The organism is Streptomyces sp. NPDC001070, from assembly GCF_053598835.1.
This window is the reverse complement of sequence record NZ_JBSFLB010000014.1, coordinates 38,065-60,911: the sequence shown is the minus strand read 5'-3', so window position 1 is coordinate 60,911 and position 22,847 is coordinate 38,065. Positions and strand designations below refer to the sequence as shown.

Sequence of the window (22,847 nt, the reverse complement as noted above, 5' to 3'; positions counted from 1 at the left end):
GGCCCGCCGGGCGGACGTCCGGGTTTCGTAAGGAGTCGATGCCCGGTATGTCCGGCGCGGGTTCGTAGGGTCGGAGGGGTGACCGACACCTCCCCTCCACGGGTCGACGTGATCCTTCCCTGCATCGACGAGGCCGCGGCGCTGCCGTGGGTGCTGGAGCGCATCCCGGCCGGACGGCGGGCCGTCGTCGTCGACAACGGTTCCGCCGGCGGCTCCGCCGCGATCGCCGCCCGCCTCGGCGCGACCGTGGTCCACGAACCGCGACGCGGGTTCGGCGCCGCCTGCCACGCGGGGCTGCCGGCCGCCGAGGCCGAGGTCGTGCGCTTCTGCGACTGCGACGGCTCGCTCGATCCCGGCCTCCTGCCCACCGTCGCCGGACCCGTCCTGGCCGTCGCCGCCGATCTCGTCCTCGCCCGCCGCCGCCCCACGGCACGCGGTGCGTGGCCGTTGCACGCCCGGCTCGGCAACCGCGAACCGGCCCGCCTCATCCGCCGCCGCACCGGTCTGCGCCTTCACGACCCCGGCCCGATGCGCGCCGCCCGCAGTGAGGCCCTGCTCGCGCTGGAGCTCACCGACCGGCGCTCCGGCTGTCCGCTGCAGACCGTGGTCCGGGCGGCGGACGCCGGATGGCGGGTACGGGAGCCCGAGGTGCCCTGTCTGCCCCGCACGGGCCGCTCGAAGATCACGGGCACCTGGCGCGGCACCTGGCACGCCGTGCGCGACATGCGGGCGGTGCCGGCCGAGCCGCCGGCCGCGCGCCGCGTGCCCGCCGCCGTGGCGACGGGCGGTCGCCCATGAGCGCCCATGCCCGCCGCAGGCGCCCGGGGGCGGCGCCGCGCGAGGGCCGCCCCTGCGGCCCCACCGCGCTGCTCGTCATCGCCAAGGAGCCGCTGCCCGGCCGGGTGAAGACCCGGCTCACGCCGCCCTACAGCCCGGAGCGGGCGGCCGCGCTGGCCGCCGCCGCTCTCGCCGACACCCTGCACGCCGTGCTCGCCGCCCCGGCGCGGCGGCGCGTCCTGGTGCTCGACGGCCGCCCCGGGCCCTGGCTTCCGTCCGACATCGAGGTCGTCCCGCAGGTCTCCGGCGGTCTGGACGAACGGCTGGCGGCGGCGTTCGCCGGTTGCGACGGCCCCTCCCTGCTCGTCGGGATGGACACCCCGCAGATCTGTCCCGCCCTCCTCGCCCCCGCGCTCGCCGATGACGCCTGGGTCGGCTGCGACGCCTTCCTCGGCCCCGCCGCCGACGGCGGGTTCTGGGCGCTGGGCCTCGCCGCCCCCGACCCGGACCTGCTCCGGGGGGTGCCCATGTCGACGGCCCGTACGGGGGCGCTGCAGCGCCGCCGTCTGCTCGACGCCGGGCTGAGGGTCCGTCATCTCCCCGTGCTGCGCGACGTGGACACCGCCGCCGACGCGCACGCCGTCGCCGCCGCGGCCCCCGCCACCCGCTTCGCCGCGGAACTCGCCCGGTGACCGCGACGGCCTGGGCCGACGACCCGTACGCGCGTGCGCTGCGCACCGGCAGGGGCCCGCTGTTCCTGCGCCGCGCGGACGGTTGGCTGCTCCCGCTGGAGGTGGAGCGCTGGTGCGCGGAGCCCGACGCGGCCGACGCCGCAGTTTTGCGCCGGTGCCGCGGACCGGTCCTCGACATCGGCTGCGGCCCCGGCCGGCTCGTCGCGGCCCTCGCCGCGCACGGCCTGCCCGCCCTGGGTGTCGACGTCTCCCCGGCGGCCGTCGCCCGCACCCGCGGGGCCGGCGCGGCGGTGCTGCGCCGCTCGGTGTTCGACCGCCTGCCCGCCGAGGGCCGTTGGTGCACCGCCCTCCTCGCCGACGGCAACATCGGCATCGGCGGCGACCCGCTTGGCCTGCTCGGCCGCGTCCGCGCCCTGCTCGCCCCCGGCGGCCGGCTTCTCGCCGAGGCCGCCGCCTACGACGTCGACGAACGGCTGACCGTACGCATCGAGGACGCCCACGGCCGCCACGGTGTCGACTTCCCTTGGGCGCGCCTCGGTACGGCGGCGCTGCGCAGGGCGGCGGCCGCCACCGGGTGGACGACGGCGGGGGAGTGGAGCGTCGACGGGCGCTGCTTCGTCGAGCTGTGGCGGTAGCCGGGGTATCGAAGCGGAATCGGTGGGCCCCGGACCCTTGACACCGGGGACTGCGTCCGGAGACTCGCGGGCACACCGCCAGCGGAGTCAGCGGATCACGCGCGTACCGCGCGCCCATCTCCGTCACCGCGTACGCGCCCTCCGGCTCCAGCGACACCACGCGCACCCGGGCGTCCGCCGGGGCGCCGGCGCCGCTGTCCGGCATGTGGTGGACCGCGCCGAGTTCGGGCAGGAGCAGAGGTACGACACCACTGGGGAGGAGCCGTCACATGACCCACGACCGGACCCGGATCCGGACCCTGCGCGCCTGCGCCGCGACGCTCGCCATGGCCGTCGCCGCCTCACTTTCCGCGTGCAGCGGCTCCGGTGACCCGGGGCCCCATGCCGCCGAGCGTCCGTCCGTCGCCGTCGCCCCCGCCTCCGGCGGGCGCGCGGTGCCCGTCGACCGCAAGGTGACGATACGGGCCACCGCCGCGCGGATCGACTCCGTACGCGTCACCGCTCCCGGACCCGGACCGCTGCGCGGCACTCTCGCCCCCTCCAAGGCCGCCTGGACCTCGGCGGAGCGGCTCGCGCCCGGCGTCACCTACGACGTCCTCGTCCGCGCCACCGGCTCCGACGGCAAGCGGCTGACCGAGCACACCTCCTTCACCACCGCGGAGCCCGCCCACAGCTTCGTGGGGGAGTACCACCCGGACAAGGGCACCACCGTCGGCGTCGGCATGCCCGTGTCGATCGTCTTCAACAAGCCCATACGCGACCGTGCGGCCGTCGAGCGCAAGCTGAGCGTCACCGCGAGCCCGGCGGTGGACGGCGCCTGGAGCTGGATGAAGGACTGGAGCGGCCGCGACCGCGTGGACTACCGCCCGCGCTCCTTCTGGACGGCCGGCACCGAGGTCACGCTCCGCATGGACCTCGACGGCGTCAACGCGGGCGGCGGCCTCTACGGCACGCAGAACCGGGTCGTCCACTTCCGCATCGGGCCCTCGGTCGTCACCACCGTCGACACCGCGCGCAAGACCCTCACCCTCCGCCGGAACGGCGAGGTCCTGCGCACCCTGCCCGTCTCCACCGGCAAACCCGGCTTCGAGACCTGGAACGGCACCATGGTCGTGCTGGAGAAGACGCCCAGCATCACCATGAACTCACGTACCGTGCGCATCTTCGGTCCCGAGGCGTACAACCTCAAGGACGTGAAGTGGGACGTCCGGCTCACCGCGTCGGGCACCTTCGCGCACGCCGCCCCCTGGAACGAGGGCAAGTTCGGCCGCGTCAACGGCAGTCACGGCTGCATAGGGCTGAGCACGTCCGACGCCAAGTGGTTCTACGAGCACGTCTCGCCCGGTGACCCGGTCACCGTCGTCCACTCCACCGACACCGTGCAGATCAACAACGGCTACGGCGCCTGGAACGCGAGCTGGGCGGACTGGCGTGCCGGGAGCGCCCTTTGACCGTCGCCCGGGTCAGGCGCCGCGCCCCGAACCCCGCGCGCGGGCGGGCCGGGATCGCGGCGGTCAGGGCGTCACCCACCCCGCCACGATCACCGCAGCGACGGACTGCCCGGCCATGCCGATGGCCGGCTCCCGGCGTACAGGACCGCATACGACCACGCGCACACCGCGCACAACAGAGCCCGCGCTCATCGCGCGGGCTCATCGACGGCAATTCAACGACCTACGAGGTGGGACTCCCTTCGCCGGCATGGTCCGGATCAGGTGCTAGGGGTCGCTCTCCGGTCTCAAAACCTCTTCCCTGACTTTCAAGCCTCTCAGCCCGGCCGTTGAACCCGGCTCCGGTGGAAGCCGCTGCTCCCGCCCTGGAATCGGTGCTACCGGACTCCCTCGCTCGCCCCGTAGGCCACCATTCAATGTACTCAGGGCGGAAGCAGACCACCAGGGGCAAATGCCGCTAATTCACAATTTTCTTCGCGTAATCCCGCCCCATGTGTCGCTTGTGCCCCTGCTCTCCCGCCCGCGACAGAATCGCCGCCCAGCGGCCCTTGCGCGATCCCGTTGGCGCGGCCGCACGGCACCCTTACCGTCACTCGGCGCACCACCCAATGAACGACAGTCCACTGTGCGAACAAGGCCGATCAGGTCAGGGAGTGCCCATGCGCCGCACCCTTCCCCTGCCCCCGTCGCCCCGACCGAACGCCTCGTCACCGGCGGCGCCTGCGCCCGGGTGCGCAACCCCGTGTACCTGGCGGTCGTCGCGCTGATCGCGGGGCGGGGCCTGCTGCTCCTGCGGCCCGTCCTGCTGCTCCTGCGGCCCGTCCTGCTGCTCTACGGCGCCGCCGTGCGGCCGACCGTCGCCGCCTTCGTCCGCTGGTACGAGGAGCCGGCGCTGCGCGCGGCCCACGGCGAGGAGTACGAGGAGTACCGGCCTGCCGTGCCCGACTGGCTGCCGCGGCTGACTCAGACCCGGTCGAAGGGCTCCGCGTAGCGGAACGCCCCGCTGATCGAGGGGGAGTAGGCGGACAGCGGACGGACCTGGAAGTACGGACCCCAGGCCGGGTCGGGTGGCGTGACCCGGTAGTCGGTGCTCGCGCGGAAGCCGTAGCGGCCGTAGTAGTCCGGGCTGCCCAGCAGCGCGACCAGCGGCTCTCCCAGCGCGTCTGCGGCGCCCAGCACGGCGTGCACGAGCGCCAGGCCGACGCCCTTGCGCTGGTGGCCGGGGGCGACGCTCAGCGGGCCCAGGCCGAGGACGGGCGTTCCGTCGATGTGCGCGCGCGTGCAGACGACATGGCCGACGGCGGCGTCGCCGTGCGGGTCCTCGGCGACCAGGGACAACTCCGGCAGCCAGGCGTCGCACTCCCGCAGCTCGGCCAGGAGCTCGGCCTCGACGGGGACGGGACGGTCCTGCGTGGCGAACGCCGCCGCGGTGAGGGCCTGGACGGCGGGGACATCGTCGGGGGTCTCACGTCGAATCAGCACCCGGGCAGTCTGCGGGCGGGGACGCCGCCCGGCAACCCGATTTCGGCCCCGCCCCGCCCCGCCCCGCCCGGCCCGGGCGGGCCGCCGTGGTGCGGGCGGGCGAACGGGCTCGACCGGCCGAGGCACCCCCGCGAAGCCGAAGGCCCGCGCCGGGACGCACGGATCGAGTGACGCGGTGATCGCGTGGAGCGGCACGACGCGGTCGGCGGCAGCCTCGACGGCCGGTGGCCCTCGCCACGGGCGGGCAGCACGGGGACGGCGTCAGACCGGCTTCGTGTCGGCCGCCTGCTGCCACCGCCCGCGCACCGAGCCGGGGAACGGGCCGCGCAGCAACGCCACGAGCCCGTGGGCAAGTTCCTCCCGCCAGCAGAGGTAGTCGTGGCCTCCGTTGTACTCGTGGTGCGCCACCTCGTACCCCTGGGCGAGCAGCGCGTCACGCAGCCGCCGTACCGCCGCCGTCAGCCCCCACTCCTGCAGCCCGGCCGACAGGTGGAAGCGCACCGGCCTTCGCGCCAGCGACGCCACGCGTCCGGTCAGCCACTCCTCGGGCCGCGCTCCCGCGCGTCGCCCGGCCGGCCACCAGAAGGACCCGGACTGGGCCAGCACGTTCCCGAACCGCTCGGGCCGCCGCAGCGCGGCGTACGCGGCCGCCAGTCCGCCCAGGCCCTGGCCCGCGACGACGGTGCGCGCCGGGTCGGCGCTCACCGGCCACCGGCGGGCCGCCCAGGGCAGCAGTTCACGGGTGAGGAAAGCCACGAAGCGCTCGTCGCAGGTGAGTTCGCGGCGCCGGGTGTCGCTGTCCAGCGCGTCCGGCATCAGCGCGACCAGCGGCGGGAGCACACCGGCCCCGACCAGCCCGTCGAGCAGTGCCGAGACGTCCAGATGCTGCTGCCACACGTCCCCGTCGAGCAGCACCACCACCGGCAGCCCGGCCAGGTCCTCGTACCCGGCCGGGGCGTAGGCCCACACCCGGCGCCAGTTGCGCAGGTGCGCGCTGCGCATGGTGTGGACGGAGACCTCGCCCGCCGGAGCCCCGGGCCGGTCCCGCCACGCGCCGAGCGGCGCCGGCGCCCCGGGCAGGGCGACCACCGACAGCGGCTCGGTGCCCCAACGGGTCGGGAAGACGGTCCGGTTGAGCGGATCCCGCCGCGGATGGCGGCGCAGCCCGCGCAGATACGTCTGCCCCCTGCCGTCCGGCGGCACGGCGCCGTGGTCGGCTCCGTCCGCGCGTTCGCCCAGGCGCTCGTCCGCGTCCTCCTCATCGTCCTCGTCCACGCACAGCGTGTACGTGGCCCGCCAGTCGGCCCGCATCCTTATCGTCCAGTGCCACACGTCCGTGCCGGGCACGCGGGACATCAGATTGCCCGCCAGGTCGTCAGGGTCGAGCACCTGGTTGGGCAGCGCCAGCACCGCGCGGGTCGCGGCCGTGCCGCGCCAGAGGAAGGTGACCGCGGCGTGCCCGGGATCGCCGTCCAGCCGCTCCACCAGCGGCGTTCCCTCGGCCTCCACGGCCCGCCAGAACTCGGCCTCCCGCTCGGGGCGGGCGGCGAGTGCCGCCACCCGCGGACTGCTCGCGCGTTCGACCGGAGCGGGCCGCGGGACGCGGGGCGCACGTGAGGGCGTGCCGGTAGGGGGGCTCCAGAGCGTGGACAGCATGATCGGCAAACCCTCCCGGACCCATCCGACGGCAAAAGAAGGCCAAAATGATGCTCACCATATATTGAAGTCCGCGCGCGGCCCGTTCCGTGCCGTCAAAACCCCTGACGGGGCGGGCCGATACGGGGTTCCATGTCCTCACCCGATCACCGGTGACAGAGAGAGGGACCTCTTGGCCACCACCGTGCGACGCACCACCCTCACCCTCCCCGCGAGCCCCCTCGGCCCGGAGAACCCACTGCCCGCTCTCCGGGCGCCAGGGGATCCGCACGTCCTCGACCAGGCCGAAAGTGCCGCGCTCCCGGCCGGGATGGCCCGCCGCATCGCCTACGGGCAGCTGCGCACCCTGCTCCCCGTACCGCGCCTGGACGGCTACACCCGCGAACGCGTGCCCACCGCGCTGGACGCCGTCGTCATCGAGAACGACCGGCTGCGCGCCACCGTGCTGCCCGGTCTCGGCGGCCGCCTGTACGCCCTGCACCACAAGCCCACCGGCCGCGAGCTGCTGCACGCCGACCCCGTCCTGCAGTACGCCGACTTCGGCCTCGCCGGGGCCTGGTTCTCCGGAGGTGTCGAGTGGAACCCCGGCGCCACCGGGCACACCACGCTCAGCTGCGCCCCGCTGCACGCCGCCCGCGTCCCCGCCCCGGACGGCGGCGAGATGCTCCGCCTCTGGGAGTGGGAGCGGCTGCGCGACCTGCCCTTCCAGATCGACCTGTGGCTCCCCGACGGCTCCGACTTCCTCTACGCGGGGGTACGCGTCCGCAATCCTCACCACCGGACCGTTCCCCTCTACTGGTGGTCCAACACCGCCGTACCGCAGACACCCGGCACCCGCGTCGTCGCACCCGCCACCCACGCCTGGCACTTCGGCGCCTCCCGCAGCCTCCAGCGGGTGCCCGTCCCCGCTGCCCCCACCGCCTCCGAGCACCCCGCCGACTGGTTCTACGACCTCCCCGACGGCACCCGCCCGTGGATCGCCGCTCTCGGCGCCGACGGCCGCGGCCTCGTCCAGACCTCCACCGACGCCCTTCGCGGCCGCAAGCTCTTCGTCTGGGGCGAGGGCCCCGGCGGCCGCCGCTGGCAGCGCTGGCTCGCCGGCGACGAGGGCGAGGGCCCCGGCTACCTGGAGATCCAGGCCGGACTCGCCCCCACCCAGCTGGAACACCTCCCGCTGGCCGCGGGCGCCACCGTCTCCTGGCTGGAGGCGTACGGTCCCCTGGAGACGGCCCCCGACGCCGACGGCCACACCGTGGCGGAGCGCCTGGAGACCGTCCTGCCGCGCGAACGCCTGCACGCCGCCCACGAGGCCTGGCTCCTCGTCGCCGACGCCGAACCCAAGGACGTCCTCGCCACCGGCTCCGGCTGGGGCGCGCTGGAGGTCACCCGCGGCCGATTCGAGCTGCCGGGCACCCCCTTCGCCGCGGACACCATGGGCGAGCGGCAGAAGCCCTGGCTCGAACTCCTCCTCGCCGGGGTCTTCCCCCGTACCGGCGAGGACGCCGTCCCCGGCCCCGCGCTCGTCTCCCCCGAGTGGCGCGAACTGCTCGAGACCGCGGGCACCTACGCCGGCAACGCCTGGGCTCTCGACTACCACCTCGGCCTCGCCCAATGGCACGCAGGCGACCGAGCCCAGGCCGTCCGCAGCTGGGAACGGGCCGCCGCGGGGTCCCGCTCCTGCCTCCCGCTGCGCTGCCTCGCCGTCGCCGACCAGGCCGACGGCAACCCCGGGCGCGCCGCCCAGCGTTACCTCGACGCCTTCCACGCCCTACCCGGGGGCGAGGCCTGGGCCACCGCCACGGACGCCCTCGCCCGCGAGGCCGTCCCGGCCCTCCTCGCCGCCCGCCGTCCGGCCGACGCGGCCGCCGTCCTCGGCGCCCTTCCCCCGGCCACCCGCGCGCGCGGCCGCTTCCGGCTGCTGCACGCCCAAGTCCTGGTCGCCGCGGGCGACATCGCGGGCGCGCGGGCCGTCTTCGACGCGGGCTTCACCGTCGACGACCTGAGAGAGGGCGAGGAGTCGCTGCACACCACCTGGCGGGCCATCACCGACGACCCGCTGCCGGGGACGTACGACTTCCGCATGGCGCCCGCGCCCTGAAAACCGCTGGCCCGCGGCGTACGGCAGCCCGCACAGTGGTGCGATCCACGCATCACCACGAGGGGGAACCCCGATGTCGACGCTCCGCGTCACGGCCGAACGGCTCACCATCCACGACCACCCGAACGCGGACGCCCTGGAGCTCGCCCAGGTCGGCCTTTACCGCGCGGTCGTGGCCAAGGGTGCCTACCGTACCGGCGACTTCGCGCTCTACATCCCCGAGCAGTCCGTGCTGCCCGACCCGCTGATCGCCGAACTCGGCCTCACCGGACGGCTCGCCGGCCCCGCGGCCGACCGCGTCAAGGCGGTGCGGCTGCGTGGCGAGCTGTCCCAGGGCATCGTCTGCCGCCCGGCCGCGCTCGACGGCGCGGACCTGGCGCGGGCGGCCGAGGACGGCACCGACTTCGCGGAGCTGCTCGGCATCACCAAGTGGGTGCCGCCGGTCCCGTTGTCGATGAGCGGCGACGTGGAGGCGGCTGCGGACCTGCTGCCCTGGATCGACATCGAGAACATCAAGCGCCACCCCGGCGTCTTCGCCGACGGCGAGCCGGTCGTGATCACCGAGAAGCTCCACGGAACGGCCTGCTGCCTGACCCACATCTCCGGCACGGGGCAGGTGCTGGTCACCTCCAAGGGGCTGGGCGCCCAGCGCCTCGCCCTGAAGGAGGCCGGCGGCAACCTCTACTGGCGCGCCGTGCGCGGCCACGGGCTCCCGCAGATCGCTGCCGATCTCGCCGCCCGGCTCGGTGCCACCCGCGTGGCGATCTTCGGTGAGGTCTACGGCTCCGGCGTCCAGGACCTCGGCTACGGCGCCGACGCGCGCCGCGACACCCCCGGCTACGCGGCCTTCGACGTCGCCGCCGAGATCGACGGGGCCGTCCGCTGGCTCGACCCCGCCGAGGTCCTTCCGAACGGCGTGCTGCCGCTGGTGCCCAGGTTGTACGCGGGTCCCTTCGACCTCTCCGTCGTCCTGGAGCTCGCGACGGGCGCCGAGACCGTCTCCGGACGTGACCTGCACCTGCGCGAAGGCGTCGTGGTCCGGGCGGCCCCGGACCGCCACAGTCCCGAGCTCGGCGGCCGCGCCGTCCTGAAGGCGGTCAGCGACGCCTACGTCACGCGAAAGGGCGGCACCGAGTACGAGTGACGCGGACGGATGCGCATGACCGTTGCCTCGCTGGGCAGGCGCAGCCCCCGAGCCACCCCGTACGCAAGCAACGGAAAGGGAACGGCCATGACCGATTTCACCACTCCGAACGGCGCCCAGCCCCCGGCACAGCGTGCCCTGCACGAGATCGCCACCGGAGGTGACAACGCGACCGCGCTCAGCACCCTCGCCGCGAGCGACGTCCTGCTGCCGGTGCCCGGGCCGCCGCAGGAGTCCGGGGACGACGGGGCGGAGCAGGAGATGATCAGCCTCCCGGTCTTCGAGCAGGAGGACGGTACGAAGCTGGTCCCGGTCTTCACCTCGGAAGTGCGGCTGGCGCACGCGCTGCCGAACGCGCGGGGCTACCGCATCCTGCCCCTCGCCGCGCTGAGCAGCGGCTGGCCGTCGGACGACCTCACGCTCGCGATAGACGCGGGGTCGCCGGACACCCTCACCATCAAGGGCGAGGGCGTCCGGGCACTGGCGGGCCTGTCGGGCTGACCGACCGTCCACGCCCCGGGCCCGGCCCGGACGACGCGGGCCGCGCTCTTCGGGAGCGCGGCCCGCGTGCCGTCGCCACCGGGCAGGCGGGCCGACGTGCCGCCGGGCGTCACATCGGCCGGTAGACGGTCAGGGCCTCGTTGGCCTTGTCGATCACCAGCTCGCGCGGCGCCGGGGCGATCTCGCCGTCGTAGGCGAGGCGGGTGCCCTCCTCGACGCCGCCGATCCGCATCCGCCGCAGCAGGGCCGTGGTGGAACCGGTGAGGGCGGCCGCCAGCAGGCGCGTCCGGGCGTAGGGGCTGCCGGGGACGATGCGGACGTCGAGCTGGCCGTCGGAGAGCGCACGGCGGCGGACGGGCGCCGGCCCGAGGCTGCGGTAGGCGCCGTTGCCGGCGAAGAGCATCCACACCGAGTGCCTGCGGCCGTTGATGTCGATGTCGATCGGGCCGGACGTGCGCAGCACGTGCAGCGCGGCCAGCACGCCCGCGGGCCAGCTGCCCACGCGGCGCGACCAGCGCTCGCGGTAGCGGACGAGGTCGGGGTAGACGCCGATGCTGAAGGTGTTGAGGAAGACGGTGGACTCGGCCGGCTTGCCCGTGGCGTCGGCGACCGGGGTGACGCGCGCGACGTCGACGGCGATGGCGGTGCCCGCCTCGACCGCCCTGGCCGCGTCCTCGATGTTCTCGATCGACAGGTCCATCGCGAAGTGGTTGTACGTGCCGCCGGGGGAGACCAGCAGCGGCACGCCGTGCCGCAGCGCGATGGCTGCGGCGAGGCTGACGCTGCCGTCCCCGCCGTGGATGCCGAGCGCGCCGCCGGCCCCCGCGGCCTGCTGGGCGGCCTTCTCGAGCATCTCGGCGAGGTCGTCGTCCTCCGAGCACTCCTCGACCACGGCCTCGGGCAGCGCGCTGCGCAGCCGTTCGACCGGCGGGCCGAGCAGCGGCGGGGGACCGGAGACCTCGTTGACCACCGCGTACAGGCCCCGTCCGCCCGGCAGCGCTGGGGCGTCGGCCCGGGGGGTCGGGGGCACGGCCAGCTGCTTGCCGGTCGGGACGAGCCCGCGTACGGCCAGGGCCGCGCCCGCGCCCAGGGCCATGCCGGCGACGACGTCGCTGGGGTAGTGCACGCCGGTGTAGACCCGGGAGAACGCCACCGACCACGCGACCGGAAGCACCGCGGCCCCCCAGCGGGGCGATTCCAGGGCGACGCCCGCCGCGAAGGCCGCGGCCGAGGCGGCGTGGCCGGAGGGGAAGGAGGTGGTGCCGGGCTGCCGGGACAGCCGGCGGATCACCGGCACGGTGTCGAGGACCGGGCGGTCGCGGCGCACCGCGCCCTTGCCGATGGTGTTGACCACCGCCGAGGCCACCGCGAGCGACCCGGCGCCGCGCAGTGCGGCACGCCGGCCGGAGCGGCCGCCGACGGTCGCGATGCCGGCCGCGATCCCGAACCACAGCAACCCGTGGTTCGCGGCCCTGCTGAGCCGCGGCAGCACCGGCTCCGCGGCCGGCCACGAGCGGTTCGCCACGTTCAGGAACAGCTCTTTGTCCCATGCGCTCAGGATCCGGCGCACAACGGCTCCCTCCTTGATCGATCGGTTCCCGGACGGTGTGGTGTGCTGCGACGCGGCGCGCGGGGCCGGCGGATCGGCGGATCGGCGGCCCCGCGGCCCGCGTCGCGGTCGTGCCGCCCGTCATGCCTCCGGGCGCATGCCCAGGGTCCGTACGACTTCCTGGACGTTGGCGTACCGCCGGTTGTCGCCGGGGAGTCCGTCCACCAGGTCGGTCAGCGGGTCCGGAGCGTGCCGGTCGCGCAGGGCCCGCAGCAGGTCCCCGCGCCGGGCCGGGAACGGCTGCCGGGTCAGGTGCCTGGCGAGCTCGAACCGCACCGACGTGCCCTCGGGGGCGCCCGCCCAGGCCGGACCGGTGCCGACCTCGGGGTCGTCGTCGGCGGCGGGTTCGGCGTCGTGCCACTCCTCGACCCGGGTCGAGTGCCCGGAGCGCAGCAGCTCGCGCAGTTCGTGCTTCATCTCGTCGTCACGGTGGACGCTCAGACGGTCGCTTCCTCGTTGCACGGTGGCTCCTTTCCTCAGGGGTCAGGTCTTTCCATCGTCTACCCGGACCTGGGGTCCGATGCCTGTTGAATGCCCACAGAAGCGGATGAATCCCCGTCCCGGGGGTACCAAACGGGCGAGGTGACAGGGAGGCGAAAGGAAGGTGCGCGACCCATGAGCCGCTACCCCGGCGGGGTCGACCCCGCAAACCTGGACGAACGGCAGCTGGTGCAGGAGTTGGAGTCGGTCCACCGGACCCGCCACGAGACACTGCTCTACGGATCCGGGGCGGCCCTCGACGCCCACAACTCGCGTATGGCGGCCCTGGAGGGCGAGTACCTGCGCCGTCATCCGCAGCGGATGGTCTCCTCCGGCCGTACCCGCGCCGGGGCGCGGGCCCGGACCCTCCGGATGCCGGTCCAGGCCCAGCAGTAGCGAACCGGGCGCTCCCCCTCCGTGTTCACCGGGCCGGAGGCGGGAACCTCCGGGAGATCGGGGCGTGCGACGGCCTGCAGGCCGTCGCACGCCCCGATCCCCGCTCGTGGTCGCGTTCACTACCACCGGTACCAGCGCGAGCCGCCGGAACCGCTGCGTGCCACGAATCCGAGCAGCCAGAGCACCAGGACGATCAGGGCGACCCACCAGAGCACCTTGACAGCGAAACCCGCGCCGAAAAGGACGAGGGCCAGCAGCAGAACCACCAGCAACGGGACCATGGGAACACCTCCTGGATTCCGGTTGCCCTGGATTCCCGGCGTCACGCAGGGCAATTCGCGTGCCGCGGCGGCGGGTGGCGGGGCCGCGTGCGAGGGTGGCGGCGGGAGCCGGGCCGCGCGCCCGGCCCCCGGAGCCCACCGGCCCACCCGATTCCACCGGAGGTACGGATGCAGCGGACGTCACCGCCGGCTCCGGCCGGGCGCCTCGCACGGGGCGGGTTCCGGCCCGACCCCGGTCTGCCCGTGCCGCCGTACTGGGCGGGGCGGCTGGCCGCCGGGATGCCGGGCGGTGCCGCGCCGGAGCCGCCCGGGGGCGGGGAGGCACTGCGTGCCGCTGCCGCGGGCTACTGGGAGCGCCGGGGGCTCGCCACCGCCCCGGCCGACGTCGTGGCCGCGCCGGGTGCGGAGCCGCTGCTGCTGGCGCTGCTCGCCGCGACGGGCGGCGATGTCGTGCTGGCCAGGCCCGCCGCCGCGTGGCAGGCGCCGCTGGCGCGCACTGCCGGCCGGCGGACGACGACCGTGCAGACCCCCGCGGCGGGCGGCGGCGCGCCGGATCCGTTCGCGCTGCTGGAGACGGTGCGCAGGGCCCGTGCGGAGGGTGCGGATCCGCGGGTGCTGGTGATGTCGGCGGCCGACGACCCCAGCGGGACGGTGACGCCTCCGGAACTGCTCTACGAGGTGTGCGAGGCGGCCGCGCAGAGCGGACTGCTGCTCGTCTCCGACGAGACGTACGGCGACGCGGTGCACCAGCCGCACGAGACGGTGCTCCTCACCCCGGCCGAGATGCTGCCCGGCCGGACGGTCGTGCTCGCCGACCTGTGCGCCTCCCTCGCCCCACCGGCCTGGCCCGTCGCGATCGCCCGGTTCCCGGCCACCCCGGAGGGCGGGGAGTTGCGGGCCGCCGTCGTGGGACGCTGCGCCGTGCTGCGCGCCGTGCTGCCGGGACCGGTGGCCGACGCGGCCGCGTACGCGCTCGCCGAGGGCGAGGAGGTGAGGGCGCATCTGGCCGCCGCCACGCGGCTGCACGCCGTGCTGGGCGCCGCCGCGCACCGTGCGGTGACCCGCGCGGGCGGCCTGAGCCGCCCGCCCGAGGCGGGCTTCCACCTGTACGCCGACCTGGGCCCCCTGCGGCACGCCCTGGCCGCCGCGGGGATCACGGACGCCCCGACCCTGGAGACCGCCCTGGAGGAGCGCCTCGACCGCCCCGTCCCCGGCGGCCACCGCTTCGGCGACGACCCCTCCGCGCTGCACGTCCGCCTCGACACCGGCCCCCTCCACGGCACCGACGACACCCAGCGCCGCGCCGCACTCGAAGCCCACGATCCCCTGCAACTCCCCTACGTCGCAGCCGCGTTGTCCGCCCTCGAGGAGGCCATCGCGGGGCTGTCGACCGGCGGTGCGTGATCCCGACAACCTGGCTGACGGTGTGACGCCGGAGGGCTCGGTCCTGAACGGGGCCGTGCGCGGGGCCGAGGACGTTCGCACCCGCATGCTCGTCACGCTCGCCGCGTGAAGGTCTCGCAGTGCTGCCAACGCGGCTGCGGCGAAGGCCGCACAGGCATCGCGCCGTGCTGTCCGATGTTGCGAACGTCGCTCGGTCGCTCGCTCGGGGCGCGGTCCGGGGCCGTCAGTGACCGGTGTGCTCCACCGGTGTGTCGTCCGCGGCGGCGCGGGAGGTGCCGGCGCCGCGCAGGCGCCGCCACAGTTGCGGGGCGGAGGCGATGAGGAGGGTGAGCGCGACGGCCAGCAGGACGCCCTGCCAGGGTTCGGGGAACAGGCTGCCGCCGAGGATGCCGATCAGCTGGTAGGCCGCCGCCCAGGCCAGGCAGGCGGGGACGTCGCCGCGGGCGAAGCGGCGGACCGGCATCTCGGCGAGCAGGCAGGCGACCATCACCGGGATGCGGCCGGCCGGTATCAGCCGGGACAGCACGAGCACGGTGACACCGTGCTCGTCGAGTCTGCGCTGGGCGTCGGTGAGCCGGGTGGGGTCGGCGCGTTCCTGGAGTTGCCGCAGCCAGCGCGAGCCGTTGCGGGAGCGGACGCCGCGGTGGCCGAGCAGGTACAGGCCCATGTCGCCGATGAAGGCCGCGCCCGCGGCGATGACGAACACGAGCGCCAGGGAGAAGGGGGCCGTCTGGTGGAAGGCCACCACGGCGGCGCTGCTGACGAGCGCGCCGGTGGGCACGACCGGCACCAGGGAGCCGAGCACGACCAGCAGGAAGAGCGAGGGGTAGCCGACCACCTGCCCGGTGGACTGCGAGGACGTCTGCTCGGCGAGCAGGGTGAGACCGCTCACCGGGCCGCCTCCAGCAGCACGCTCTCGCCGTGCTCCAGCAGGTGCACCGCAACCTGCGGCGCCAACTGCCCGGCGAGCCGGACGAACTCGTGGCCGGGGGAGTGGAATTCGTGCGGGCGCACGGCGTCCATGCCGATCGGCCAGTACGTCCCGTAGTGGATGGGCACGGCCGCGCGCGGCGCGAGCCGGGCCAGCGCCTGCGCGGCACGGGAGGCGTCCAGGTGGCCGGTGCCGAGGAACGGTCCCCAGCCGCCGACCGGCAGCAGCGCCGCGTCACAGGGACCGACCTCGTCCGCCATCGCGTCGAACAGCCCGGTGTCCCCGGCGAAGTACGTCCGCTCCTCGCCCTCCAGCACGTAGCCCAGCGCCGGCGAGCGCCGCGGCCCGTACGGCAGCCGCCGTCCGTCGTGCGCCGCGTTCACCACGCGTACGGTCAGCGCGTCCACCTTCACCTCGTCACCGGGAACGACCTCGGTCAGGTCCAGCCGCCGGTCCGCGGCGAGCCGCCGCAGCCGCGGCACCGCGGCGAGCGCCCCGCGCGGCACCAGTACCCGGGTACCCCGGGAGAGCCGGGCCAGCGAGCCGGTGTGCAGGTGGTCGGCGTGCAGGTGCGAGACGACCGCCACGTCCGCCAGCGCCGCGCCCGGCGGGGGGACCGCGCCGCGCCGCCGGCGCAGGTGCGCGAGCCGGGAGACGAGGAGCGGATCGGTGAGCACCCGCACCCCCGAGTCCCGCACGGTCACCGTCGCATGCCCCCACCAGGTGATCTCGACCGCCACTGGCGCCTCCTCGTCTCACCCCGAGCCTATGCTCCGGCGCGCCCGCCGCGTGCCCCCGGTGCTCGCGGAGCGCGGGGAGGACTGTGACAGTCTGGGGGTATTCGTGTTCGGGGACGCGAGGTGCCGTGAGGAGACGTGAGGAGAGGGTGGGCGTGCTGCGTCGGTGGCGGGCCGCCGGGGGCGCGAGCGCCCGTGTGCTGGTCGTGTGGGCGGTGTCGACGGCCACGATGGCCGTGCTCGCCGGGATCCTGCCCGACTTCCGCATCCAGTCGCCGAGCGGTGACAGCCCGACCCGGATCGCGATCACGGCCGCCGCCGCGGCCGGTGCCTTCGGCCTGCTGAGCGCGCTGGTCTGGCCGGTGCTCGTGCGGGCCGTCCTGCTCGTCCCCGCGCTGGTGCTGGGGCTGCTGGTGTTCTTCCTCAACGGCTCGCTGCTGCTGCTCGCGTTCCGCTTCACCCCCGACTGGCAGGGCGACATAGCGCCGGTCACGGCGGTGGTGATCGCCGCCGTGATGTCGGCCGCCTCGTCCGCGACGAGCACGGCGCTCGCCATGCGCGACGACGCGGCGTACGGCCGCCGGCTGGCCCGCCTGGCCGGCCGGCGCAGGAGCCGGGGCCACGAGGCCGCCGTGGACGGCCCGCGCGAACCGGGTTTCGTCTTCGTCCAGCTGGACGGCGTCGGGCACGACGTGCTGCGGGAGGCCGTGCGTCCGGTGACGCGCAAGGGGCGGCTGCGCCCCCCGGCGATGGAGACCGTCGCCGACTGGCTCGACAGCAGCCACCGCCTGGTGCCGTGGACGACCGACTGGAGCAGCCAGACCGGCGCCAGCCAGCTCGCCATCCTGCACGGCTCCAACGAGGACGTGCCCGCCTTCCGCTGGTACGAGAAGGAGACGGGGCAGGTCATGGTCTGCAACCGGCCCTCGTGCGCGGCCGAGCTGGAGCGCCGCGCGGTCGCCCGCACCGGGCGGGCCGGGCTGCTGGCCCCGGACGGCGCGAGCCGGGGCAACCTCTTCAGCGGCGGCGCCGGGCAGCTGGCCCTGGTGATGTCGGTCTCGACCCGCCGCAGGCGCTTCTCCGCCGACCGGCTCGCGATGGCCCGGCTCCGGTCCCGGGCCGTCGGCGCACCGGAGGCGGGCGATCCCGCGGCCGCCCGCGCGCGGGCCAGCGCCACCCGCTCCCGGACCGGCTACTTCGCGTACTTCTCCGATCCGGCCAACGCCGTCCGCACCGCCGCGTCCTTCCTCGCCGAGGTCGTCCGCGAGATCACCGAGTCCACGGCGGCGCGCCTGCGCCACGAGCGCCCCCGGGTGCGGCGCGGCGGGCTCTACCCCTTTCTGCGGGCCTTCGCGACCGTCGTCGAGCGCGACGTGGCCGTGGCGGCCGTCGTCGGCGACATGCTCGCCGGGCGCAGTGCCGTCTACGCGGACCTGGTCGCGTACGACGAGGTCGCACACCACTCGGGGCCGCGCAGCCGGGACGCGATGCGGGTGCTGCGACGCCTGGACCGCGCCATCCGGCTGATCGCCGACGCCTCCCGGTACGCGCCGCGCCCCTACCGGCTGGTGCTGCTCTCCGACCACGGCCAGAGCCATGGCGAGACCTTCGAGACCGCGTACGGGCTGACCCTGAAGGACCTGGTCCGGGCGGGGTGCGGGCTGCCGGTGCGGCGCCGCGCCCGGGGCACGGCCAGCGGCACCGAGGCGCGCGCCGCGGCCCGCGCGGCACTGCACCGCCCCGAGCGCGGGGGCCGCGCGGGCGAGGAGCAGGAGACGGCCGGGCCCTCCTCGGAGCCCGTGGTGCTGGCCTCGGGGAACCTCGCGCTGATCTCCTTCCCCGACCTCCCCGGACGGGCGGACCGGCAGAGCGTCGACGCCCGCCACCCGGCCCTGCTGCGGACGCTGGCCGAGCACCCGGGCATCGGCTTCGTGCTGGTCCTGGACCGGGAGCGCGGGCCGCTCGTGCTGGGCGGTGACGGCGGCGAGCACGAGCTGGAGACGGGCAGGGTCACCGGGCGCGATCCGCTGGCGCTGTTCGGGCCGGGGGCGGCGGCTGCCGTGCTGCGCACCGCCCGGTTCCCGCACGCCGCCGATGTCATGGTCAACTCCGCTTACGACCCGGTCACCCGAGCCGTCCACGCCTTCGAGGAGCAGCTGGGCTCGCACGGCGGCCTCGGCGGCGATCAGAGCCGCGCCTTCCTGCTGCACCCCTTCGACCTGGACGGGCCCGATCCGCTCGAACGGCTGGTGGGGGCGGGGGCGGTGCACGACCTGCTGGGCTGCTGGCTCGGGCGCAAGCCCGCGACTCAGGTGCCCCCGGTCGCGGACGGCAGGGACGAGGAGCCGGTCGCCGGGTGACGGCCTGTGCGCGCGGGACTGGTGTCCGGAGCCGGTCTCGTTCGGGCGCTCCGTGCGGCCCTCGCGGGCGCGCTGACAACGGCACGTCACGTACGGGTGATTGACCCGCGGGCGCCGCTGCTGGACGCTTGCCCGCGGTTGATCGATCGGTGCGCGCGGACGGGGCCGCGGGCGGGAGAGGCTGCGATGCCGTACTACGAGGACCTGAGTCCGTACGCGTACTTCACAGAAACGATTCCGCCGGATGTCTCCGCCCGCACCGTGGGCTGGCTGGATCCCGGCCGGCCCTTCCGCCGGGCGGACCCCATCGAGGAGTTCGCCGACCGGCTCTTCGCCCTGTGCCGCGACCATCTGTGCGCCATCACCCAGGGCTGGTACGGATGCACCCTGTGCCGCCGCCGGCTCTTCGGCGGCGGCCGCTTCAACCCGGTGGGCGTCTCCCGGGGCGGGGAGCGGATCCTCGTGGGCCACGGCGAGGTACGGGTGGACGGCGGCGACGGCACCTGGCTGATCGCCCCCGACCTGGTCGTGCACTACGTCCTGGCCCACCGCTACGCCCCGCCCGAGGCCTTCGTCGAGGCCGTGCTCGCGGGCCGCGTCGTCGCCGGCTGCCGCTAGGACTTCCCCACCGGCTCACGGGCTGATCGCGAGTACCGCATACGCCGCCAGCAGCGCCAGGTGCACCGCGCCCTGCAACGGCGTGGCGCGCCCCGGTATCACCGTCAGGGTGCCCACGGCGACGGTGATCGCGAGCAGCACCATGTGCGTGGCCCCGAGCCCCAGCAGAAGCGGGCCGGACATCCACACCGACGCCACCGCGACCGCCGGGATGGTGAGCCCGATGCTCGCCATCGCCGAGCCGAGCGCCAGATTCAGGCTGGTCTGCACGCGGTCGCGGGCGGCCGCGCGGACGGCGGCGATGGTCTCGGGCAGCAGCACCAGCAGGGCGATGACCACGCCGACGAAGGAGGACGGCAGGCCCGCGTACTGCACGCCCTGCTCGATCGTCGGCGACTCGACCTTGGCGAGCCCCACGACCCCGATCAGCGCCACCACCAGCAGCGCCAGGCTGAACAACGCGGCCCGCGTGGTCGGCGGCACGAAGTCGTCCTCCGCCGAGGCGTCTATCACCTCGCCGCCCGCGGTCACCGGCAGGAAGTAGGTGCGGTGCCGCACCGTCTGCGTGGCCACGAACAGGCCGTACAGCAGCAGCGACGCCAGCGCGGCGAAGGTGAGCTGGGCGGTGGAGAAGCGCGGTCCCGGGGTGCTGGTGGTGAACGTCGGCAGCACGAGACTGAGGGTGGCCAGGGTCGCGACCGTAGCCAGGGAGGCGCCCGTGCCCTCGGGGTTGAAGACCGCCACCCGCCGGCGCAGCGCCCCCACCAGCAGGCACAGCCCCATGATGCCGTTGCACGTGATCATCACGGCGGCGAAGACGGTGTCGCGGGCCAGCCCCGCGCTCTTCGGCCCGCCGTCCGCCGTCAGGGTGAGGATCAGGGCCACCTCGATGACCGTCACCGACACCGCCAGCACCAGCGAACCGAAGGGCTCGCCCACCCGGTGCGCCACCACCTCCGCGTGGTGGACCGCCGAGAGCACCGCGGCGCACAGGAAGAGCGCCACCACCACGACCACCGCCACCGGCAGCCCCCGCCCCCAGGTCAGGGCCAGCAGGACCACCGAGAGCACCGGGACGACGACCGTCCAGTGCAGGGCGGACACACGGAGGCGAGCGGTCATGCATCCGAGACTGACAGCTCGTCAGGGTCGCCGCGACGCGGGCGGCCCTGACGCGCCGCGGTCATCGGCCGGCCGGGGGAAACGCCTGTTCGGCCCAGATCGTCTTCCCGGCGGAGGTCTGCCGGGTGCCCCAGGCCTGGCTGAGCTGCGCGACCAGCAGCAGACCGCGGCCGCCCTCGTCGTCGGACAGGGCACGGCGCAGGTGGGGGGCGGTGCTGCTGCCGTCGGAGACCTCGCAGATCAGGGAGCGGTCCCGGATGAGCCGCAGCTGGATCGGCGGGGCGCCGTACCGGATCGCGTTGGTGACCAGTTCGCTCACCACCAGCTCGGAGACGAACACCGCCTCCTCCAGGCCCCAGGCGGCCAGCCGGTCCGCCACCGCCTGCCGGACGTCCGCGACGCGCGCGGGGTCGTCGGACAGGTCCCACACCGCGACCTGGCAGTCGTCGAGCGCCCGCGTACGGGCCAGCAGCAGGGCGACGTCGTCCAACGGGCGGTCCGACGGGAGCGTCTTGAGCACCATGTCGCAGGCCGCCTCGATCGTCGGCGCCGGCGCGCCCAGTGCGCAGCGCAGCCGCTCCAGGCCGGCGTCGAGGTCGAAGTCCCGGCTCTTGACCAGGCCGTCGGTGTAGAGCGCGAGCACGCTGCCCTCCGGCAGGTCCAGCTCGATCGCCTCGAAGGGCAGCCCGCCGATGCCCAGCGGCGGGCCCGGGGACATCCGGACGATCTCGACCGTGCCGTCCGGGAAGCGCACCGCGGGCGGCGGGTGACCGGCCGCGGCGAGGGTGCAGCGGCGTGCGATGGGGTCGTACACGGCGATCAGGCAGGTCGCGCCCAGCTCGCCGCTCGTCTCGGCGGGCGACACCTCCCGGCCGTGGCCGTCCTCGGGATCCAGGTGGGTGACGAGGTCGTCGAGGTGGGTCAGCAGCTCGTCCGGCGGCAGGTCCACGTCCGCGAGGGTGCGCACCGCCGTCCGCAGCCGCCCCATCGTCGCCGAGGCGTGGATGCCGTGGCCCACGACGTCACCCACGACCAGGCCCACGCGTGTGCCGGACAGCGGGATGACGTCGAACCAGTCGCCGCCCACCCCCGCCCGGGACCCCGCCGGCAGATAGCGGGAGGCCGCCTCCACCGCGGCCTGCTCGCGCAGCCGCAGCGGCAGCAGGCTGCGCTGCAGGGCCAGCGCCGTGGAGTGCTCCCGCGTGTAGCGGCGGGCGTTGTCGACGCACACGGCGGCCCGCCCGGCCAGTTCCTCGGTCAGCGTCAGGTCGTCCTCTGTGAACAACTCGGGACGCGCCCACCGGGCGAACACCGCCACCCCGAGGGTGATGCCGCGCGCCTGCAGCGGCACCGCCAGCACCGAGTGGATGCCGTACTCGTGCACCTTGGCGTCCCGCAGGGTGTTCTGGGCGAGCCACAGCGTGAAGTCCGGATGCCCCAGCCGGCTGAGCACGGGCCGGCCGGTCACCAGGCACCGGGACGGCGGGGAGAACTCCGGGTAGACGTCCAGTTCGCCGAGGTCGACGGCGGCGTCCGGGGGCCGCCCGGTCGTGGAGCGGTGGGCGACCCGGCGCAACTCCACCCCGGAGCCGGGCGGTCCGGGCAGGGGCTCCTCGCCGTGCAGCACCGAGTCCAGCAGGTCGACGCCGGCGAAGTCGGCGAAGCGCGGCACGGCCAGGTCCGCGAGCTCGTCGGCGGTGCGCACCACGTCCAGGGTGGTGCCGAGCCGTGCGCCGGCCTCGTTCAGCAGCGCCAGCCGCCGGCGTGCCCGGAACTGCTCGGTGCTGTCGAACGCCGCGCTGGCCACGCCCCTGATCCGGCCCGATGGATCCCGCACCGGCCACGTCTCGGTGCTCCACGCCTGGTCGCGCTGTTCGGACCCCTCGGCCATCGGGCTCTCGTAGTGCGCGGCCAGGCCCGTCTCCGCGACCTGCCGCAGGTGCTCGCCGAACCCGCGTCGGCGCCGCGCCTGCTCGCCGGGCGAGGACCCGGAGCAGGGGCGGCCCCGCAGGGCCGCCGCGGGGACACCGATCATCCCCGCCGCGGCGTCGTTGACCCGGTGGTAGCGCAGATCGGTGTCGAACGTGGCCATGGCGACGGACGACTGCTCGAAGGCCCACAGCAGGACCGCGGCGTCCCGGTCCACAGGTGCGGCGGTGATCACACAGCCGCTGGGGCGGTCCTCGGCGTCCAGGGCGGGGGAGACCCGCAGGTCGAGCTCGACCTCCCGCCCGTCCCGGTGCCGCGCGGGCAGACGGCCGCGCCACTCCCGGTCGAACGCCACCGCGTCCGCACCGGTTCCGAACACCTCCGCGAAGGGGCGGCCCACCGCCTCGGCGGCCGTGCGGCCGAGCAGCCGCCGTGCCCCCGCGCTCCAGCCCGTGACCACCCCCCGCGCGCTGACGGTGACCACGGCCGTCCCGGCCGGGTCCTCGGGGTCACTTCTGTTCATCGTCGGCGATCACACACCCGT

Annotated in this window: 21 protein-coding genes; 12 read left to right on the top strand and 9 right to left on the bottom strand. The window is 75.2% G+C overall.

All coding sequences use genetic code 11. The features are described from left to right. The first annotated feature begins 78 nt into the window (after positions 1-78). The 5 genes from ACWDAS_RS18645 to ACWDAS_RS18625 all read left to right on the top strand — a co-directional run bounded on the left by ACWDAS_RS18645 (position 79) and on the right by ACWDAS_RS18625 (position 4,546). Complete coding sequence (locus tag ACWDAS_RS18645) at positions 79-798, top strand: glycosyltransferase (protein ID WP_450391795.1); 720 nt, start codon at positions 79-81, stop codon at positions 796-798. Next, positions 795-1,469 carry a TIGR04282 family arsenosugar biosynthesis glycosyltransferase gene (locus ACWDAS_RS18640; protein ID WP_450391792.1) on the top strand — a complete coding sequence of 225 codons (675 nt, stop codon included), beginning with the start codon at positions 795-797 and terminating at the stop codon, positions 1,467-1,469. The genes ACWDAS_RS18645 and ACWDAS_RS18640 overlap by 4 nt, the downstream gene beginning before the upstream one ends. Continuing rightward, a complete protein-coding gene (locus ACWDAS_RS18635) occupies positions 1,466-2,104 on the top strand; it encodes a class I SAM-dependent methyltransferase (RefSeq protein ID WP_450391789.1) in 639 nt (212 codons plus the stop codon). The genes ACWDAS_RS18640 and ACWDAS_RS18635 overlap by 4 nt, the downstream gene beginning before the upstream one ends. A 269-nt stretch (positions 2,105-2,373) precedes the next feature. Beyond that, positions 2,374-3,555: a L,D-transpeptidase gene (locus ACWDAS_RS18630; protein WP_450391787.1), complete on the top strand. Its 1,182-nt coding sequence runs from the start codon at positions 2,374-2,376 to the stop codon at positions 3,553-3,555. 730 nt (positions 3,556-4,285) lie between these two features. Further along, positions 4,286-4,546: a hypothetical protein gene (locus ACWDAS_RS18625; RefSeq protein WP_450391784.1), complete on the top strand. Its 261-nt coding sequence runs from the start codon at positions 4,286-4,288 to the stop codon at positions 4,544-4,546. Here ACWDAS_RS18625 and ACWDAS_RS18620 read toward each other — a convergent pair. Next, the gene (locus ACWDAS_RS18620) at positions 4,519-5,037 is read right to left on the bottom strand and encodes a GNAT family N-acetyltransferase (RefSeq protein WP_450391782.1); all 519 of its coding nucleotides are present in this window, start codon (positions 5,035-5,037) and stop codon (positions 4,519-4,521) included. The genes ACWDAS_RS18625 and ACWDAS_RS18620 overlap by 28 nt on opposite strands. A gap of 261 nt (positions 5,038-5,298) precedes the next feature. Next, a complete protein-coding gene (gene fes / locus ACWDAS_RS18615) occupies positions 5,299-6,693 on the bottom strand; it encodes an enterochelin esterase (RefSeq protein WP_450391779.1) in 1,395 nt (464 codons plus the stop codon). Positions 6,694-6,865: 172 nt separating this feature from the next. Between fes and ACWDAS_RS18610 the strand changes: the two genes are divergently transcribed. The 3 genes from ACWDAS_RS18610 to ACWDAS_RS18600 all read left to right on the top strand — a co-directional run bounded on the left by ACWDAS_RS18610 (position 6,866) and on the right by ACWDAS_RS18600 (position 10,436). After that, positions 6,866-8,791, top strand: coding sequence for a DUF5107 domain-containing protein (locus ACWDAS_RS18610; RefSeq protein ID WP_450391776.1), 1,926 nt, complete (start codon positions 6,866-6,868; stop codon positions 8,789-8,791). 73 nt (positions 8,792-8,864) lie between these two features. Beyond that, positions 8,865-9,935, top strand: coding sequence for an RNA ligase (ATP) (locus tag ACWDAS_RS18605; RefSeq protein ID WP_450391773.1), 1,071 nt, complete (start codon positions 8,865-8,867; stop codon positions 9,933-9,935). Between the two features lie 87 nt (positions 9,936-10,022). Further along, positions 10,023-10,436, top strand: a complete 414-nt coding sequence (locus tag ACWDAS_RS18600) for an SseB family protein (RefSeq protein ID WP_450391771.1) — start codon at positions 10,023-10,025, stop codon at positions 10,434-10,436. Positions 10,437-10,545: 109 nt separating this feature from the next. On the opposite strand, the gene ACWDAS_RS18595 is transcribed toward ACWDAS_RS18600, so the two are convergent. Together ACWDAS_RS18595 and ACWDAS_RS18590 are read right to left on the bottom strand one after the other, a co-directional pair. Further along, positions 10,546-12,006: a phosphatase PAP2 family protein gene (locus ACWDAS_RS18595; protein ID WP_450391768.1), complete on the bottom strand. Its 1,461-nt coding sequence runs from the start codon at positions 12,004-12,006 to the stop codon at positions 10,546-10,548. Between the two features lie 120 nt (positions 12,007-12,126). Beyond that, entirely contained in the window at positions 12,127-12,507 is a 381-nt protein-coding gene (locus ACWDAS_RS18590; RefSeq protein ID WP_450391766.1) for a DUF2795 domain-containing protein, read from the bottom strand. Between the two features lie 153 nt (positions 12,508-12,660). On the opposite strand from ACWDAS_RS18590, the gene ACWDAS_RS18585 reads away from it, so the two are divergent. Then, the gene (locus ACWDAS_RS18585; RefSeq protein WP_450391763.1) at positions 12,661-12,921 is read left to right on the top strand and encodes a DUF6158 family protein; all 261 of its coding nucleotides are present in this window, start codon (positions 12,661-12,663) and stop codon (positions 12,919-12,921) included. Between the two features lie 119 nt (positions 12,922-13,040). Here the strand turns inward: ACWDAS_RS18585 and ACWDAS_RS18580 are convergent, their stop codons facing one another. Then, positions 13,041-13,202 carry a hydrophobic protein gene (locus ACWDAS_RS18580; RefSeq protein WP_450391761.1) on the bottom strand — a complete coding sequence of 54 codons (162 nt, stop codon included), beginning with the start codon at positions 13,200-13,202 and terminating at the stop codon, positions 13,041-13,043. A 168-nt stretch (positions 13,203-13,370) separates the two neighbouring features. Here ACWDAS_RS18580 and ACWDAS_RS18575 point away from each other — a divergent pair, with 168 nt between their 5' ends. Beyond that, a complete protein-coding gene (locus ACWDAS_RS18575; protein WP_450391758.1) occupies positions 13,371-14,606 on the top strand; it encodes an aminotransferase class I/II-fold pyridoxal phosphate-dependent enzyme in 1,236 nt (411 codons plus the stop codon). A gap of 223 nt (positions 14,607-14,829) precedes the next feature. On the opposite strand, the gene ACWDAS_RS18570 is transcribed toward ACWDAS_RS18575, so the two are convergent. Beyond that, entirely contained in the window at positions 14,830-15,498 is a 669-nt protein-coding gene (locus tag ACWDAS_RS18570; RefSeq protein ID WP_450391755.1) for a DedA family protein, read from the bottom strand. Then, positions 15,495-16,277: an MBL fold metallo-hydrolase gene (locus ACWDAS_RS18565; protein ID WP_450391752.1), complete on the bottom strand. Its 783-nt coding sequence runs from the start codon at positions 16,275-16,277 to the stop codon at positions 15,495-15,497. Before ACWDAS_RS18565 ends, ACWDAS_RS18570 begins: the two co-directional genes overlap by 4 nt. A gap of 146 nt (positions 16,278-16,423) precedes the next feature. On the opposite strand from ACWDAS_RS18565, the gene ACWDAS_RS18560 reads away from it, so the two are divergent. After that, positions 16,424-18,634, top strand: coding sequence for a phage holin family protein (locus ACWDAS_RS18560; protein ID WP_450391749.1), 2,211 nt, complete (start codon positions 16,424-16,426; stop codon positions 18,632-18,634). A 186-nt stretch (positions 18,635-18,820) separates the two neighbouring features. After that, positions 18,821-19,252 carry a DUF7919 family protein gene (locus ACWDAS_RS18555; protein WP_450391747.1) on the top strand — a complete coding sequence of 144 codons (432 nt, stop codon included), beginning with the start codon at positions 18,821-18,823 and terminating at the stop codon, positions 19,250-19,252. 15 nt (positions 19,253-19,267) lie between these two features. On the opposite strand, the gene ACWDAS_RS18550 is transcribed toward ACWDAS_RS18555, so the two are convergent. Together ACWDAS_RS18550 and ACWDAS_RS18545 are read right to left on the bottom strand one after the other, a co-directional pair. Beyond that, positions 19,268-20,374: a calcium:proton antiporter gene (locus ACWDAS_RS18550; RefSeq protein ID WP_450391744.1), complete on the bottom strand. Its 1,107-nt coding sequence runs from the start codon at positions 20,372-20,374 to the stop codon at positions 19,268-19,270. 61 nt (positions 20,375-20,435) lie between these two features. Beyond that, complete coding sequence (locus ACWDAS_RS18545; RefSeq protein WP_450391741.1) at positions 20,436-22,826, bottom strand: SpoIIE family protein phosphatase; 2,391 nt, start codon at positions 22,824-22,826, stop codon at positions 20,436-20,438. Positions 22,827-22,847 lie beyond the last annotated feature (21 nt).